General features: G+C 72.3%; 16 protein-coding genes. 5 read left to right on the top strand and 11 right to left on the bottom strand.

Translation table 11 applies throughout. The features are described from left to right. Window position 1: 1 nt before the first annotated feature. From AB0F15_RS11515 to AB0F15_RS11485, 7 genes are all read right to left on the bottom strand, one after another. Window positions 2-1,057 (bottom strand): nitronate monooxygenase, encoded by a 1,056-nt coding sequence (locus tag AB0F15_RS11515; RefSeq protein WP_360268863.1) that lies wholly within the window; start codon window positions 1,055-1,057, stop codon window positions 2-4. Next, window positions 1,054-1,785 carry a CoA-transferase gene (locus AB0F15_RS11510; RefSeq protein WP_360268860.1) on the bottom strand — a complete coding sequence of 244 codons (732 nt, stop codon included), beginning with the start codon at window positions 1,783-1,785 and terminating at the stop codon, window positions 1,054-1,056. Before AB0F15_RS11510 ends, AB0F15_RS11515 begins: the two co-directional genes overlap by 4 nt. Next, window positions 1,782-2,645: a CoA-transferase gene (locus AB0F15_RS11505; RefSeq protein WP_360268858.1), complete on the bottom strand. Its 864-nt coding sequence runs from the start codon at window positions 2,643-2,645 to the stop codon at window positions 1,782-1,784. Before AB0F15_RS11505 ends, AB0F15_RS11510 begins: the two co-directional genes overlap by 4 nt. Next, window positions 2,635-3,375 (bottom strand): enoyl-CoA hydratase family protein, encoded by a 741-nt coding sequence (locus AB0F15_RS11500; RefSeq protein WP_360268856.1) that lies wholly within the window; start codon window positions 3,373-3,375, stop codon window positions 2,635-2,637. The genes AB0F15_RS11505 and AB0F15_RS11500 overlap by 11 nt, the downstream gene beginning before the upstream one ends. Beyond that, window positions 3,375-4,253, bottom strand: a complete 879-nt coding sequence (locus AB0F15_RS11495; protein WP_360268854.1) for an SDR family oxidoreductase — start codon at window positions 4,251-4,253, stop codon at window positions 3,375-3,377. The genes AB0F15_RS11500 and AB0F15_RS11495 overlap by 1 nt, the downstream gene beginning before the upstream one ends. Next, window positions 4,250-5,017, bottom strand: a complete 768-nt coding sequence (locus AB0F15_RS11490) for an SDR family oxidoreductase (RefSeq protein WP_360268852.1) — start codon at window positions 5,015-5,017, stop codon at window positions 4,250-4,252. The genes AB0F15_RS11495 and AB0F15_RS11490 overlap by 4 nt, the downstream gene beginning before the upstream one ends. A 78-nt stretch (window positions 5,018-5,095) precedes the next feature. Then, complete coding sequence (locus AB0F15_RS11485; protein ID WP_360268849.1) at window positions 5,096-6,310, bottom strand: helix-turn-helix domain-containing protein; 1,215 nt, start codon at window positions 6,308-6,310, stop codon at window positions 5,096-5,098. Window positions 6,311-6,390: 80 nt separating this feature from the next. On the opposite strand from AB0F15_RS11485, the gene AB0F15_RS11480 reads away from it, so the two are divergent. Beyond that, entirely contained in the window at window positions 6,391-7,068 is a 678-nt protein-coding gene (locus AB0F15_RS11480; protein WP_360268846.1) for a TetR/AcrR family transcriptional regulator, read from the top strand. Window positions 7,069-7,246: 178 nt separating this feature from the next. After that, window positions 7,247-7,906, top strand: a complete 660-nt coding sequence (locus AB0F15_RS11475; RefSeq protein WP_360268844.1) for a cutinase family protein — start codon at window positions 7,247-7,249, stop codon at window positions 7,904-7,906. A 67-nt stretch (window positions 7,907-7,973) separates the two neighbouring features. On the opposite strand, the gene AB0F15_RS11470 is transcribed toward AB0F15_RS11475, so the two are convergent. Further along, entirely contained in the window at window positions 7,974-8,156 is a 183-nt protein-coding gene (locus AB0F15_RS11470) for a hypothetical protein (RefSeq protein ID WP_360268841.1), read from the bottom strand. Next, window positions 8,153-8,437, bottom strand: coding sequence for a hypothetical protein (locus tag AB0F15_RS11465; RefSeq protein ID WP_360268839.1), 285 nt, complete (start codon window positions 8,435-8,437; stop codon window positions 8,153-8,155). The genes AB0F15_RS11470 and AB0F15_RS11465 overlap by 4 nt, the downstream gene beginning before the upstream one ends. Window positions 8,438-8,707: 270 nt before the next feature. Here AB0F15_RS11465 and AB0F15_RS11460 point away from each other — a divergent pair, with 270 nt between their 5' ends. The 3 genes from AB0F15_RS11460 (at window position 8,708) to AB0F15_RS11450 (ending at window position 12,107) form a co-directional block, all read left to right on the top strand. Then, window positions 8,708-9,955 (top strand): helix-turn-helix domain-containing protein, encoded by a 1,248-nt coding sequence (locus AB0F15_RS11460; protein ID WP_360268837.1) that lies wholly within the window; start codon window positions 8,708-8,710, stop codon window positions 9,953-9,955. A gap of 144 nt (window positions 9,956-10,099) precedes the next feature. Continuing rightward, complete coding sequence (locus tag AB0F15_RS11455; RefSeq protein WP_360268834.1) at window positions 10,100-11,206, top strand: aldose epimerase family protein; 1,107 nt, start codon at window positions 10,100-10,102, stop codon at window positions 11,204-11,206. Between the two features lie 172 nt (window positions 11,207-11,378). Further along, the gene (locus AB0F15_RS11450; protein WP_360268832.1) at window positions 11,379-12,107 is read left to right on the top strand and encodes a transporter substrate-binding domain-containing protein; all 729 of its coding nucleotides are present in this window, start codon (window positions 11,379-11,381) and stop codon (window positions 12,105-12,107) included. 5 nt (window positions 12,108-12,112) lie between these two features. On the opposite strand, the gene AB0F15_RS11445 is transcribed toward AB0F15_RS11450, so the two are convergent. Together AB0F15_RS11445 and AB0F15_RS11440 are read right to left on the bottom strand one after the other, a co-directional pair. Continuing rightward, window positions 12,113-12,622 carry a DUF664 domain-containing protein gene (locus tag AB0F15_RS11445; protein WP_360268829.1) on the bottom strand — a complete coding sequence of 170 codons (510 nt, stop codon included), beginning with the start codon at window positions 12,620-12,622 and terminating at the stop codon, window positions 12,113-12,115. 81 nt (window positions 12,623-12,703) lie between these two features. After that, entirely contained in the window at window positions 12,704-13,657 is a 954-nt protein-coding gene (locus AB0F15_RS11440) for a TIGR03557 family F420-dependent LLM class oxidoreductase (protein WP_360268826.1), read from the bottom strand. Window positions 13,658-13,923 lie beyond the last annotated feature (266 nt).

Here is a 13,923-nt window from a genome sequence, read left to right as displayed (position 1 = left end):
CTCATCCTCCCGTTTGCCGGCCAAGACGCTGCAGGATCTCACCTGCCTCGGCCACTGCGCCCTCGACGATCTGCGCCACCGTGGGCAGGTCGTGGATCATGCCCACCACCTGTCCCGACGCTAGCACTCCCGCGTCCGTCCGGCCTTCGACCAGTCCCGCCCGCAACAGCATCGGGGTGTTGGCCGCCATGACCAGCTGGCTCCACGTCAGATCGTTGCCGTGCTTCATCGCGAAGCCTTCTCGCACCATCGCAACCGGGGACAGGCCGGTGATATTCCGGAAGCGCAGCGCGTTGCGCGCGGCCTGCGCCAGCCCGCGGAGGCGGCCGGTGCGTTCGAGCTTCTCGACGAGGTCGGTGCGCAGCACGCGGTGCGGCAGGCCGTCGACGCGCCGGGTGACGACCGTCCCGGTGAGACCCTGCTCCAGGTAGAGGCGCTTCACGTCGTCGGGGACGGTGCTCTCCTTGCTCAGCAGGAACCGGGTGCCCATCGCGACCCCCGCCGCGCCGTAGGCCAGCGCCGCGGCGAGGCCGCGGCCGTCGAAGAAGCCGCCGGCCGCGACCACCGGGATGTCGACGGTGTCCAGCACCGAGGGCAGCAGCAGCGTGGTGGCCACTCCCCCGGTGTGCCCGCCGCCTTCGCCGCCCTGGACGATGACGGCGTCCGCGCCCCAGGCGGCGACCTTCTCGGCGTGCCGGGCGGCGCCGACCGAGGGGATGACGACGACGCCGTGGTCACGCAGCTTCGCGATCATCTCCTTGCGCGGCGCGAGCGCGAACGAAGCAACCTTCACGCCTTCGCGGATCAGCAGGTCGACGCGCGCACCGGCGTCGCCCGCGTCGGCCCGGAGGTTCACCCCGAACGGCTTCTCCGTCCGCTTCTTGACCTCGGCGATCGCCGCTTCGAGCTCGCCGAACGTCATCGTCGCCGACGCCAGGATGCCGAGGGCCCCGGCTTCCGCGGTCGCCGACACCAGCCGCGGGCCGGCAACCCAGCCCATCCCGGTCTGCACGACCGGGTGCTCGACCCCCACCAGCCGGGTGAGCGCGGTCTTCACGCCGGAACTTCCTTGTCGCGCAAGCCCTTGGGGTCCAGCACGTCCCGGATGAGCTGTAGCTCCTCTTCCGTGGGTTCCCTGCTGGTGACCGCGTCGGAGAAGCCGAGTCCGAACGCCGTCGCCGCGGCGACCTCCTCGCGGGTGACGCCGGGGTGCAGGGACACCACCCGCATCGAGTGGTCCGGCGTGCCGAAGTCGAACACGCCCAGGTTCGAGACCACGCGGTGCACGTCGTGGTACTTCTCGGCGGCCGGGCCCGCCTTGGCCGCGTTGTCGTAGCCCACCCCCGAAACGACGTCGACGCTCTCCACGAAGACCCGCGTGCTGTGCCGGGGTACCCAGTAGCTGGTGCGGTGGTTGACCGTGTTGCCCGGCGCCCCCCGCACGCCCAGCAGCTGCTTCTTCGGCCGGGCGTGGTCACCGATGGCGGAGATGTTCTGGTTGCCGAAGCGGTCGACCTGGTTGGCGCCCATCACGACATGCCGTCGCCCGTGCGGGACGATCGTGTCCAGCATCTTGCGGAACGGCTGCCAGCCCTCGACGACGCCGTCGGTCGTCAGCAGGTACGCCTCGCCGTCGGACATCAGGAGATCGGGTTCGAACGTCAGCCGCGCGAGTTTCGCACCCAGCTGCGGGATCGGGCCCATCGGGCTGGCCACGATCTCGCCGTCGCCGCGGAACAGCTCGGCCACCGCCACCACGGCGATCTCGGCCCGGGTCGCGTTCATGCCGCCTCCGCCTCGAACTTGTCCACTTCGGACAGATAGCTGCGCTCGTCGCCGGACAGGAACCGGTCCACGAACCCGGGCCAGGCGTCGAGGTCCTTGGCGCAGGCGGCGTAGTGCCGCTGGAACCGCTCGTCGCGGCCGTAGTCCGGCACGGCCGTGGTGAAGTGCGCGCCGCGCGGCGCCTCGACGACGCCGTCCACGGTGGCGCGGTTGAGCAGCAGCGACTGCACCGGTCCCCCGGCCGTCAGGTCGGCCGTTTCGACGACTTTTTCCACCGACACGAACCGTTTCTCCGCGGCCAGGCAGAACAGCTCGTCGAAGTACGGGTCCGGGCCGAGGTACTGCGCGTTGCCGCGGGCGTCGGCGCGGTTGAGGTGCACGAGCGCGACGTCGAGGTGCTGCGCCGGCACCGCCACGAGCTCCTCGCCGTCGGCGTACGGCGACCGGACGGTGCGCAGGTCCGGGTTGGCGCGCATGACTTCCGAGCCGAGCCCGGCGCGCGTCGGCAGGAACGGAAGCCGTTGCGCCGCCGCCGAAAGCGCCGTGCCGAACATGCCTTCGTCGTACTCGGTGACGTCGATCGCGCCGGTCTCGCGGGCGCGGCCGAACCACGGGTCGAACGGGATCGAATCCAGCGTCACGAACCCGAACACGACCCGGGACACCTTGCCCGCCGCGCACAGCAGGCCGACGTCCGGGCCGCCGTAGGACACCACCGTGAGGCCGCGCACCGGGGTGCGGAGGATCGCGCGGACCAGCGCCATCGGCTTGCGCCGTGATCCCCACCCGCCGATCCCGATCGTCATGCCGTCGCGGAGCTCCGCCGCGACGTCGTCGGCGGTCGTGCGCTTATCGGCCATTCAAGAACTCCTCACGAGCCTCGTCGGACGCGCCCAGCAGGTTGAGCTCGAAGGTGAAGCCCTGCTCGAACCGGTAGCTGCGGTGCACCTGCTGGGTGTCGATGCCGTTCAAGGCCTCCTTCGCCGCCCGGATGACCCGCGGGTCCTTCTTCGCGATGTCCCGGGCGACGTCCAGGGCGGCCTCGTCGAGCTCCGCGCGCGGCACGACCCGGTAGACCGAGCCGTGGGTGTGCAGTTCGGCGGCGGTGATCTTCCGCGCCGTGAAGTACAGGGTGCGCATCAGGTGCTGGGGCACCAGCCGCGCCAGGTGCGTCGCCGCTCCCAGTGCCCCGCGCTCCACCTCGGGGACGCCGAACGTGGCATCGTCCGAAGCGACGATCACGTCGGCGTTGCCCACCAGGCCGATGCCGCCGCCGAGGCAGAAGCCGTGCACGGCCGCCACGACCGGCACCGCGCAGTCGTAGACCGCACCGAACGCCGCATAGCAGCCCCGGTTCGCGCCGACCAACGCGTCGTAACCGGCGGAGCGCTGGATCTCCTTGATGTCCACGCCGGCGTTGAAGCCGCGGCCTTCCGCGCGGAGGATCACGACGTGCACCTCGGGGTCACGGCCCGCCTGCGTGAGCGCGTCGGCGAGGTCGAACCAGCCCTGCACGGGCAGGGCGTTCACCGGTGGGAAGTCGACGGTGACGACCTCGACGTGGCCGTCGCGCTTGGTGAGGATGCCCATCAGCTCGCTCCGTAGACGGGTTCGGGCTCGGGCGCGCGCTCGAGCAGTTCCTTCACCACCGGGCCGAGTTCCGCCGGGTCCCACCGCTCGCCCTTGTCCACGGCCGGACCGTGCCGCCAGCCCTGGGCCAGGGAAACCTTGCCGCCCTCGACCTCGAACACCCGCCCGGTGACGTGCCCGGACTCCGCGCTGCCCAGCCACACGACCAGCGGCGAGACGTTCTCCGGCGCCATCGCGTCGAAGCCGGTGTCCGGACGCGCCATCGACGCGAACACCGCCTCGGTCATCCGGGTCCGCGCAGCCGGCGCGATCGCGTTGACGGTGACGCCGTAGCGGGCGAGTTCCGCGGCCGCCACCACCGTCAACCCCGCGATCCCCGCCTTCGCCGCCGAGTAGTTGCCCTGGCCGACGCTGCCCAGCAGCCCGGCACCCGAACTGGTGTTGATCACCCGTGCGCTCGGCGTCCGGCCCGCCTTGGCCTCGGCCCGCCAGTGCTCGGCCGCGTGCCGCAGGGGCGAGAAGTGGCCCTTGAGGTGCACGCGGACCACCGCGTCCCACTCGTCCTCGGCGAGGTTGACCAGCATCCGGTCCCGGACGAACCCCGCGTTGTTGACCAGCACGTCCAAGCGGCCGAAGGTCTGCACCGCGGTGCCGACCAGTTCCTTCGCGCCGGCCCAGTCGGCGACATCGGAAGTGTCGGCCACCGCGGTTCCGCCGAGCGCCTCGACCTCCGCGACGACCTCCGCGGTCACGCCCTCGTCCACGTCGTTGACCACGACCAGCGCGCCCGCGGCCGCGAACGCCAGCGCGTGCGCCCGCCCGATGCCGCGGCCGGCGCCGGTGACCACGACCACCCGGTCCTGGCACAACCCGTTCACGAATCCTCCCGATGGTTGACGTCGGCCGCGGCGAGGAACGCCGGGACCTCACCGCCGCCGTGCACGCGCAGGGTCGCGCCGGAGACGTAGGAAGCCAGCGGCGAGGCGAGGAACGCGGCGCACGCGCCCACCTCTTCCGGCTCGGCGAGGCGGCCGAGCGGGACGGTCTTGCCGATCGCCTCGATCGCGGCCTCGCTGCCGTAGTGCTGGTGCGCCTGCTCGGTCCGCACCATCCCGACGTCGAGCGCGTTCACCCGCACCTTGGGCGCCCACTCGACCGCGAGACTCGCGGTCAGGTTGTCCAGCCCGGCCTTCGCCGCGCCGTACGCCGCCGTCCCGGGCGACGCGCGGGTGCCGCTCACGCTGGAGATCATCACGATCGAGCCGCCGGCGTCCTGGCGCTGCATCACGGCGTTGGCGTGCTGCGAAACCAGCAGCGGAGCCAGCAGGTTGAGCTGCACGATCTTCTCGTGCAGCCGCGGCGGCGCCTCCGCCGCCGGTGCGTACGGCGCCCCGCCGGCGTTGTTGACCACCACGTCCAGGCGCCCGTGCCGCTCGACGATCCCCTCGACCAGCGCGGCGACCTGCTCCTCGGCACGGACGTCGCACCGGACGAACTCCGCCGCGGTGGGCGCCTCGTGCCGGGCACAGGTGATCACCCGGGCACCGTGGGCGAGGAACACGGCGGCGATGCCCCGGCCCACGCCGCGGACGCCGCCGGTGACCAGCACCACGGTCCCGGCCAGCCCCAGCTCCGTCTTCACGGGCACACCACCTTCCACCGCCAAAACTAGAACATGTTCTCGCTTTGGACAAGGTGGGGAAGCGCGGAGCGGCGCCGGTTACTCTTCGGGCGGGGGGAACTCGTTCCGGGCGATCCGCAGCCCGGCCGCGCGCAGCGCGGCCTGCATCGCGAACCGGGCGTCCGGATCGTCGAGCCGATCACCGAAAGCCTGCTTCAGCTGACGCACCCGGTAGCGGACCGTCTGCGGGTGCACCGAAAGGTCCACCGCGATCTTCTCCGAGTTGCCGCCGTTCTGCAGCCAGGACAGCAGGGTCTCGCCCAGCCTGCGCTGCGTCCGGTCCGGGAACTGCGCGAGCGGGGCCAGTTCCTGCCGGGCGACCTGCTCCGCCAGCGGCGAGTCCGACAGCAGCCACAGGTCCGTCAGGTGGTCGGTGCACCACGTCACGGGCGCGTCCGGGAGCGCGCCGTCCGCCACCAGCCGCAGGGCGGTGCGCGCCCAGCGCAGGGAATGCGCCGCCGCGCCGAGGTCCGTCGGCGGCCCGACCGCAACACGCGTGCCGAGCCGGGTCAGCGTCCGCGCCTCCACCGGCGCGGGCAGCAGCAGGTACGGCTGCGGCGAATCCAGGTCGGCCAGGACGTCGGGGCCCCACGAGGCGCCCACCGTCGTCTCGGCGGCGACGGCCGCCACCTCGCGGGGCACCGGCCAGCCCGCCGCCTCCGCGAGTTCGGTGAGGACGGCGTCCGGGATGGTGCCCGGTCCGGTGAGCAGCCGCAGCAGCCGCCGCCGCAGGCCCGCCCGGGTGCCTTCGATCTCCGCCCACGCTTCGCGGTGACCCCGGCTCGACATCCGGGCGAGCTCGTCCGCGTAGCCGAACAGCATCTCGGCCAGCTGCGCCATGGCCGCGGAGGAGAGCCGGTGCCGCCGGCCGAGCCGCATGATCCAGCGCCAGCCGACGCGGGTGCCCACGCGGTAAGCCGCCTGCAGGTCGTCGAGGGTCCGGCCCTCGCGCGCCTCGCCCGCGCCGAGCCGGCGGCACGTCTCGTACAGCCGGTCGCGCGAGGCCAGCGGATCCTCCACGAGGTCCACGAAGAGCGCGACGGCGCACTCGACGCCGTGCCGGGTCACCCGGGTGTACGAACCGTCCCCGGGGCGGGTGTAGACCGGGACCGCCCGCAGCACCTCCCGGACGATCCAGTCGGTCAGCGCGGGCAGGGCCGGGCGCATGAGCGCGGCCAGCTCCTTGCGCCGGAGGACTTCTTCGCCGGTGTCCCGGGGGACCGGGACCGATTGCCGGGCACTGTCGCGGGACACCAGGATTTCCTCCACCGTGGACGGCGACGGAGCAAGCTTTACCGGTCAGTAAAGCTGGGGAGACCGTAGAGTACACCGACATGAGCCGGCAGAGTTCCCCTGATCGATCCAGCGCTCGCCGCAGCCCGGCCGCCCGCCCCACCGACGACGAACTGCTCGACGCCGCCCGCGCCGTGTTCGCCGAGCGGGGGTACGCGCAGGCCACCATGGGGCTGATCGCGGACCGCGCCGATTCCACCAAGCCCACCCTCTACGCGCATTTCGGCGACAAGGCCGCCCTGTTCCGCGCCACCGTCAGCCGGGAGGTCGGCGCGTTGCGGGACTGGGTGATCCGGGCCTACGAACAGGCGAGCCCGCAGCCGCTGGAAGCCCGGGTCCGGCTGTCGGTGATGGCCATGTTCGGCTACGCCGGCGCCCACCCGGAGAGCTTCCGGCTGCTGTTCGACTCGGCCGTCGACGAGATGTCGAACGAACGCCGCGCGCTGGCCGACAGCATCGCCACGCACGTGGTCGGCCAGATCCGCGAGCACCTGATCTCCCACGGGCGCCCCGTCGGTCCCGGAGCGGACCTGCTCGCGGCGATGATGGTGGGCCTCGTCGGGCGCGCCGCGATGCACGTCTCCCACTCCCCCGGGCTCGACCCGATCGCCGCGGGCGAACTGGCCACCGGCTTCGTCATGGCCGCGCTGCGCGGGCTGGATCCCGTGCTGCTGGCGCGCGTCGACCGCCCGCAGCCGGCCCGGCAGTGCGCCACCTGAGCATCCACACCGGACTGTTTGTCACCGGCTGAACAATTCCCGGCGCGCCGGGAAATCGCCTCTTGCCGGGTTCAGCAAGCGCTGCGACGCTGCGGTTACCGCAAGCGCAGCACGAATTCCGCTCCCCACGGAAAGCGCTTGCCGACCCCCCTTTCGCACAAAGAGGTGTTGATCAGCCATGATTCGTGTCCCCAAAAAACGCCTGCTTTCCGCCGCGGCCGCGCTCGGCCTCGCCGTCACCGGTCTCACCGTGGCCGCCGCACCGGCGGCCACGGCCGCGCCGTGCACCGACATCGACGTGGCGGTCGCCCGCGGCACCGGCGAACCCGGCACGCTGGGCCTCATCGTCGGCCAGCCGGTCTTCCAGGCGGTGCAGACCCGGCTGCTGCCCCGATCCGTGAGCAGCTACGGGGTGAACTACCCGGCCGACCTGATCCAGCCCGCCTCGGTGCAGCGGGGCAACACCGACCTGGTCAACCACGTGCGGACGCAGGCCGCGGCCTGCCCGTCGCAGCGGTTCGTGCTGGTCGGCTACTCCCAGGGCGCCAACGTCGTCGACAACTCGATCGGCATCAGCAGCGCCGGCGCGGTCGTCGGCGGCCCGATCGCCGCGACCATCCCGGCGGACCTCGCTCCCCGGATCGCGGCCATCCTGCTGTTCGGCAACCCGATCCGCGCGATCGGCCGCTCGGTCACCGGCACCTACCAGGGCCGGACCAAGGACTACTGCGCCTTGGGCGACCCGGTCTGCCAGCCGCTCGGCACGAACATCCTGGCCCACCTGAGCTACGGCGGCCAAGCCGGCGACGCGGCCAGCTTCGTCGCGGGCAAGGTCTGATCTTCGTGAAGGCCACCTTGAGGAACTCGAAGTTCCTCAAGGTGGCCTGCCTGCACGAACCTTCGGCTCAGCAGTCGGCCGGGGCCGGCTCGCCGTTGAACCGCTTCACGATCCACTGGTGAGCGTCCGCGTTGCCGGCGAGGATCCCGGTGGTGTGGTCGGCCAGGTAGGTCGTCCACTGCTCCCGCACCCCGGCCGCGGCGAGCAGGCCGATCCCGGCGTTGCCGAGGTCCGGCGCGGCGGCCGTCATCGCGGCGAGTTCGCCGAAAGCCCCGGCGGCCGGCCGGGCGGCGAGCGCCTCGGGCCGGGCCCGGCCCGTGCCGCTGTCGATCGGCCCTCCGGCGAGCGGACGACGACGCGTTCCCCGGCGCCGCCGGTACCGGCGGCGCGCAGCAGGTTCGCCGCCGCCGTGCTGTCGGCGGCGGGCAGGTCCACCGTGTCGCGGAAGGCCGCGCCGGTGCCCAGCGCCACCAGCCACAGCACGATGACGACCCCGGCCCGGCGGAAACACCAGGAAACGAGCGCCGTCATCGGTGTCTCCTCCCGCGAGCCGGTTGATCACGCCAACAACGGGATACCGTCCCGGTTCACAAATCGGAACGCGGAAACGTGCGCCGCGATGAGTGTTCCGGCTTTGTCCGGCAGGTGACAAACTTCGGTGGGACCGTTGATCCCGGCGTGACAGAACCCGATCAGGGAGCAGGGGCGGCGGTTGCCAAGTCCGATCCCGTGTGAGTACATGGCGTCCGCGCCGACCGCGGCGCGAACCTTCCCACGAGGTGCGGCAAAGGGGTGTGTGCCATGACCCGGATGATCACGCAGGGGACGATCCCACACCCGCGGGGCACCGGCCGCGCGCGGCAGCTGTGGTGCTCGCTGCCGACGGAACTCGCGCGGCGGTTCCGGCCGCACGCCGACCCGCTCGCCCGGCGGATCCTCGAGGAGGTCCAGCGGGCCGTCCCCGAGTACGCCAAGCCCCTCGAAGGCGAATTCGGCAAGATGATCGTGCTGGCGATCGAGCAGGCGGTGCTCAGCTGCATCGACAGCATCGAAGATCTGGCGTCCACACAGGACAATTGGGCGAAGTTGTTCATGGAGGTCGGGAAGCGCGTTCACCACGACGGCGGCAGCCTCAATTCACTGCAGGCGGCCTACCGCGCGGGTGGCCGCGCGGCGTGGCGCTACGTGGCGGAACTGGGGCAGGCGCACCGCTTCCCGGCGGCGGTGCTCTGCGTCGGCGCGGAAGCCATTTTCGCCTACGTGGAAGAGATTTCCTCGTATTCGGTCGAGGGGTACACGCTGGCGCAGGCGATGGCGACCGGCACGCTCGAACGACGGCGGCACCGGCTGTTCGAACTGCTCCTCGCCACCCCGCCGGCGTCGCCGGGCACGCTGGCGACGATGGCCAAAGCGGCGCAGTGGGCGATGCCGGAGTGGGTCACGGTGGTCGCGCTCGACCCGCGGACCGACGGGCACCCGCCGTCGTCCCCGCAGCTCGCCGACGACGTGCTGCTCGACCTCGAAGGCCCCGACCCCTGCCTGCTGACCCCGAACCCGGACCGCGACCTGCGGGGGCTCGAAGGCCGCCTGCCGGGCTGGCGCGCGGCGGTCGGCCCCCGGGTCCGCCCGGCCGACGCGGCGACGTCACTGCTGTGGGCCCGTCGCACGCTCGACCTGGTCCGCCGCGGTCTGGCCGGCGACCGTCCGGTCACCCACACGGCGGACCACCTGGCGACGCACTGGCTGCTGGTCGACCGCTTCCTGCTGGACGAGCTGTCGGCGAAGGTGCTCGCGCCGTTCGCGGGCCTGACGGTGAAGCAGCAGACCCGCCTGTCCGAGACCTTGCTGAGCTGGCTGGAGCACAACGGGAACACGCCGGAGATCGCCCAGGCCCTGGGCATCCACCCCCAGACGGTCCGCTACCGCGTGAGCCAGCTGAGCGACCTGTTCGGCGACCGGCTGGCGGATCCGGCGAACCGGCTGGAGATCCAGATGGCGCTGCGCGCGCACCGGCTGCTGGGCACCCGTCCCCCGGCCGGCGAACGCTGAGAGCCGGCCCCCTTGAGACCACCTTCACTGCCCTGAAGGTGGTCTCAGGGGGGCAATCGCGGGGACGTCCTTGACCGTGCGGGGCGGCCGAACCTATGGTCTGTCCAAGCTGTTAGCGCTAACAGCCAGTTGGAGGACTCGCCGATGACCCCGCCCCCGCCCGAACTCACCCGGGAGTTCTTCGGCCGCGCCGGCGGCACGGACGTCCACCGGTACACGCTCGGCCGTCCCGGCGGCCTGATCGTGCGCGTCCTCGACTACGGCGGCGTCATCCAGTCGCTGGAAGCGCCCGACCGCGACGGCCGGACGGCCAACCTCGTCCTCGGCTTCGGCGCCCTCGACGGGTACCTCGCCAACAACCAGCCCGGCGCGGACCGCGTCTTCCTGGGCGCGGTGATCGGCCGGTTCGCCAACCGGATCGCCGGGGGCACCTTCACCCTCGACGGCGTCCAGCACCGGGTCCCGCTCAACAACGGCAAGAACAGCCTGCACGGCGGCCCCGCCGGGTTCGACACGCACGTCTGGTCCGCGACCGAGATCCGCGACGGCGACGGCGTCGCGCTGCGGCTCACGCTGGTCAGCCCGGACGGCGACCAGGGCTACCCCGGCCGGCTCAGCACCGAGGTGACCTACCGCGTCGACGCGCGCGACCGGCTGCGCATCACCTACCGCGCGACCACCGACGCGCCGACCGTCGTCAACCTGACCAACCACACCTACTGGAACCTCGCCGGCGAAGGCGCGGGCGACGTCCACGAGCACTGGCTCGAGATCGCCGCGAGCCGGTTCTGCCCCACCGGCGACGACCTCATCCCGGCCGGCGACCCGGTACCGGTCGAGGGCACGCCGTTCGACTTCCGTAGGTCGACGCGGATCGGCGCCCGGCTCGGCGAGCCCGACCCCCAGCTGGTGACCGGCCAGGGCTACGACCACAACTGGGTGCTCGACAGCGGCTCGCCGTTCGCCGCCCGTGCGTGGGACCCGGCGTCCGGCCGCCTGCTCACGCTGTGGACGACCGAGCCGGGGCTGCAGTTCTACTCGGGCAACTACCTCACCGCGGACCTGATCGGCACCAGCGGCCGCCCGTACCACCGCGGCGCGGGCTTCGCGCTGGAGGCCCAGCACTTCCCGGACTCCCCGAACCGCCCGGACTTCCCCAGCACGGTGCTGCGGCCGGGCGAGGTCTACCACCAGGAGACGGTGGTCGCCCTGACCACGGCCGACGAGCCACCACCGGCCCCAATCACGTGAGATACGGCTCCAGTCACGCGAGATACGGCTCCAGTCACGTGAGTTGCGGGTTGGAACACGTGAGTTCGGGTCAACGCGCGGCGACCGCCGGGCCCCGCCGACACCGTCCCGCCGGTGGCGTGAGCCACCATCGCGCGGCGACCGCCGGGCCCCGCCGATACCCTCGGGGATCATGGGAGATCTTTCCGCCGTCGCCCGGGACCTCGCGCCTGCCGGCACGCTGCGCGCCGCCGTCAACCTCGGCAATCCGGTCCTCGCCCACGGCACGCCGGCGGAGCCCGGCGGGGTCACGGTCGACCTCGCCCGCGAAGTGGCGGCCCGGCTGGACGTCCCCGTGGAGCTCGTCTGCTTCGACGCGGCCCGGAAGTCGTTCGAGGCGCTGACCTCGGGTGCGGCCGACCTCGGCTTCCTGGCGATCGAACCCGCCCGTGCGGCGCAGGTGGCGTTCACGGCGCCGTACGTCGTCATCGAAGGCGTGTACGTCGTGGCGCACGACTCGCCGTTCGAGGCACCCGCCGACGTCGACCGGCCGGACGTCCGGATCGGCGTCAAGGAGGGTTCGGCGTACGACCTGTACCTGACCCGGACCCTCCGGCACGCCACGATCGTGCGCGGCGACGACGGTGTCACGGCGTTCGAGACCCAGGGCCTGGAGGCCGCCGCCGGGATCCGCGGGCCGATCACCGCCTACGCCGCCGCCCACCCCGCGACCCGGGTGCTCCCCGGCCGCTTCATGGAGATCCGGCAGGCGGTCGGCACGACGCCGGATCGCCGTCCGGAGACGATCGCGTTCCTGCGCGAGCTCGTCGAGGAGCTGAAGGCGAGCGGGTTCGTCGCCGACGCGCTGCGCCGGGCGAACCAGCCGGACGCCACGGTCGCCCCGCCCGAGGCGGCCGGCTGACGGCGCTACTTGCCGGTCACGCCGTCGACCAGCTCGCGGCCGACGTCCACGTGCCCGGCGTGCCGCGCGAAGCTCTGCACGAGGTGGCACAGGATCCAGGCGAACGTCGGATGCTCTTCGGCGCCGCGGCGGCGGGTCGTGCGGACGGCCCGGGCGTCCAGCGGCGTCACCTCGGCGAGGCGGGCGCAGTTTTCGCGCTCCGCGAGGAAGAAGGCCGTGATGTCCGCCCAGGACTCCGCCGGCGCGACGAACCACTCCTGCGCGGCGGTGCGGGGCCAGGAGAAGTCGACGTCCTCCCCGGCGAACAGGTACCGGATCCAGAAGCGTTCGGTGCAGGCGAGGTGCTTGACCATGCCCAGCGGCGTCCACCCCGACGGCAGCACGCTCCGGCGCAGGTCGCGGTCGGAGAGGCCGTCGAGCTTGCGCAGGACGGCGGTGGCGTTGTGGTCGAGGTAGCCCAGCAGGAGGGCACGTGGATCAGCCAGGGTGGGCGGGGGCTCGGGCGTCTCGACCATGATCGAAAAGCTACTGTCCGGCGCTCCGCGACGCCGTGAGCCCGCGCGCCACGTCGGGGTGACCCTCGCGGCCGGTCCCGCTCAGGACAACTGCGGCAGCACGTGGGTTTGCCAGGCTTCGAAGAACTTCTCCTGGTCCGGCCCGATCTGCTGGACGTACACCTCGTCGAACCCGGCGTCGGCGAACTCGCGGACGGCTTCGACGTGCCGGTCGACGTCCGGGCCGCAGGGGAACTGCTCGCGCACCATGTCCTCGGTCACCAGGGTCGAGGCGGCCGCGTAGTCGGCCGGGGTGGGCAGGGTCGAGGGCAGCTTGCCGGGCAGCAGTTCGTTGCGCCACCGCTGGTGAGCCGTGCGCACACCCTCTTCTTCGGAATCGGCCCAGCACACCTTCAGGCCACCCTGCACCGGCCGGTCGCCGCCGCCGGCTTCGCGGTACTTCCGCACCAGGTCGGCGTCCGGCATGACGGTGCAGAAGCCGTCACCGGTGCGGGCGGCCAGTTCGGTGGCCTCGGGCCCGAACGCCGACACGTAGATGGGCACCGGCTGCTCCGGCAGGGTGTAGAGCCGGGCGTGGTCGACGGTGTAGTGCCGACCGCGGTGGTTGACCTCCGCACCGCTGTGCAGCGCCCGGATGACGTCGATCGCCTCTTCGAGCATCTCCAGCCGCACCTGCGGCGGCGGCCACTGCTCGCCGGTGACGTGCTCGTTGAGCGCTTCCCCGGTGCCCACGCCGAGGACGAACCGGCCTTCGCACTGCACCGCCGCAGTGGCGGCCGCCTGCGCGACGACCACGGGGTGCAGCCGGATGAGGGGGCAGGTCACCGCGGTCGAAATCGGCAGCGAGGTGGCTTCGCTCAGCGCGCCGATCACCGACCACACGAACGGGCTGCTGCCCTGCTCGTCGAGCCACGGGTGGAAGTGGTCGGAGATCCACAACCGTTCGAACCCGGCGGCCTCGGCGAGCCGGGCCTGGTGGACCAGCTCGCGCGGGGAGAACTCTTCGGAGGACAGGAAGTAACCGACGCTCACCATGCCCGTGGGCTACCACCGGTGCGCCCGCCGAAACGTCGGCGAGCACGCGGCTGTCGCCGAGCACCCGGCCGTCACCGAGCACCCGGGGGGTGACGGGCCCGCTGCCGAGGTGGGGTGGCGGTGGGCCCGTCACGTCTGGGGGATGCCGGGGACATGCCTCAACCATAGCCGAGGACTCGAACACCTGTTCACGTCCGTTCAGGTGAAATCCGGCTACGAAAAGTCACTCCGCCCCGTCCTTTATCGCGCGGCACAACACTTCCGGG

Source organism: Amycolatopsis sp. NPDC026612, from assembly GCF_040638285.1.
Classification (GTDB): domain Bacteria; phylum Actinomycetota; class Actinomycetes; order Mycobacteriales; family Pseudonocardiaceae; genus Amycolatopsis.
Note: the sequence above shows the minus strand (reverse complement) of the source record. Positions and strands in the feature narration are given on the sequence as shown.

Excerpts from the sequence above, each read along its gene's own strand:
- AB0F15_RS11455 (WP_360268834.1), top strand. The coding sequence starts at position 10,100 with ATGACCCCGCCCCCGCCCGAACTCACCCGGGAGTTCTTCGGCCGCGCC.
- AB0F15_RS11460 (WP_360268837.1), top strand. The coding sequence starts at position 8,708 with ATGACCCGGATGATCACGCAGGGGACGATCCCACACCCGCGGGGCACC.
- AB0F15_RS11500 (WP_360268856.1), bottom strand. The coding sequence starts at position 3,375 with ATGGGCATCCTCACCAAGCGCGACGGCCACGTCGAGGTCGTCACCGTC.
- AB0F15_RS11510 (WP_360268860.1), bottom strand. The coding sequence starts at position 1,785 with ATGAACGCGACCCGGGCCGAGATCGCCGTGGTGGCGGTGGCCGAGCTG.
- AB0F15_RS11440 (WP_360268826.1), bottom strand. The coding sequence starts at position 13,657 with ATGGTGAGCGTCGGTTACTTCCTGTCCTCCGAAGAGTTCTCCCCGCGC.
- AB0F15_RS11465 (WP_360268839.1), bottom strand. The coding sequence starts at position 8,437 with ATGACGGCGCTCGTTTCCTGGTGTTTCCGCCGGGCCGGGGTCGTCATC.
- AB0F15_RS11475 (WP_360268844.1), top strand. The coding sequence starts at position 7,247 with ATGATTCGTGTCCCCAAAAAACGCCTGCTTTCCGCCGCGGCCGCGCTC.
- AB0F15_RS11450 (WP_360268832.1), top strand. The coding sequence starts at position 11,379 with ATGGGAGATCTTTCCGCCGTCGCCCGGGACCTCGCGCCTGCCGGCACG.
- AB0F15_RS11480 (WP_360268846.1), top strand. The coding sequence starts at position 6,391 with ATGAGCCGGCAGAGTTCCCCTGATCGATCCAGCGCTCGCCGCAGCCCG.
- AB0F15_RS11470 (WP_360268841.1), bottom strand. The coding sequence starts at position 8,156 with ATGACGGCCGCCGCGCCGGACCTCGGCAACGCCGGGATCGGCCTGCTC.
- AB0F15_RS11445 (WP_360268829.1), bottom strand. The coding sequence starts at position 12,622 with ATGGTCGAGACGCCCGAGCCCCCGCCCACCCTGGCTGATCCACGTGCC.
- AB0F15_RS11505 (WP_360268858.1), bottom strand. The coding sequence starts at position 2,645 with ATGGCCGATAAGCGCACGACCGCCGACGACGTCGCGGCGGAGCTCCGC.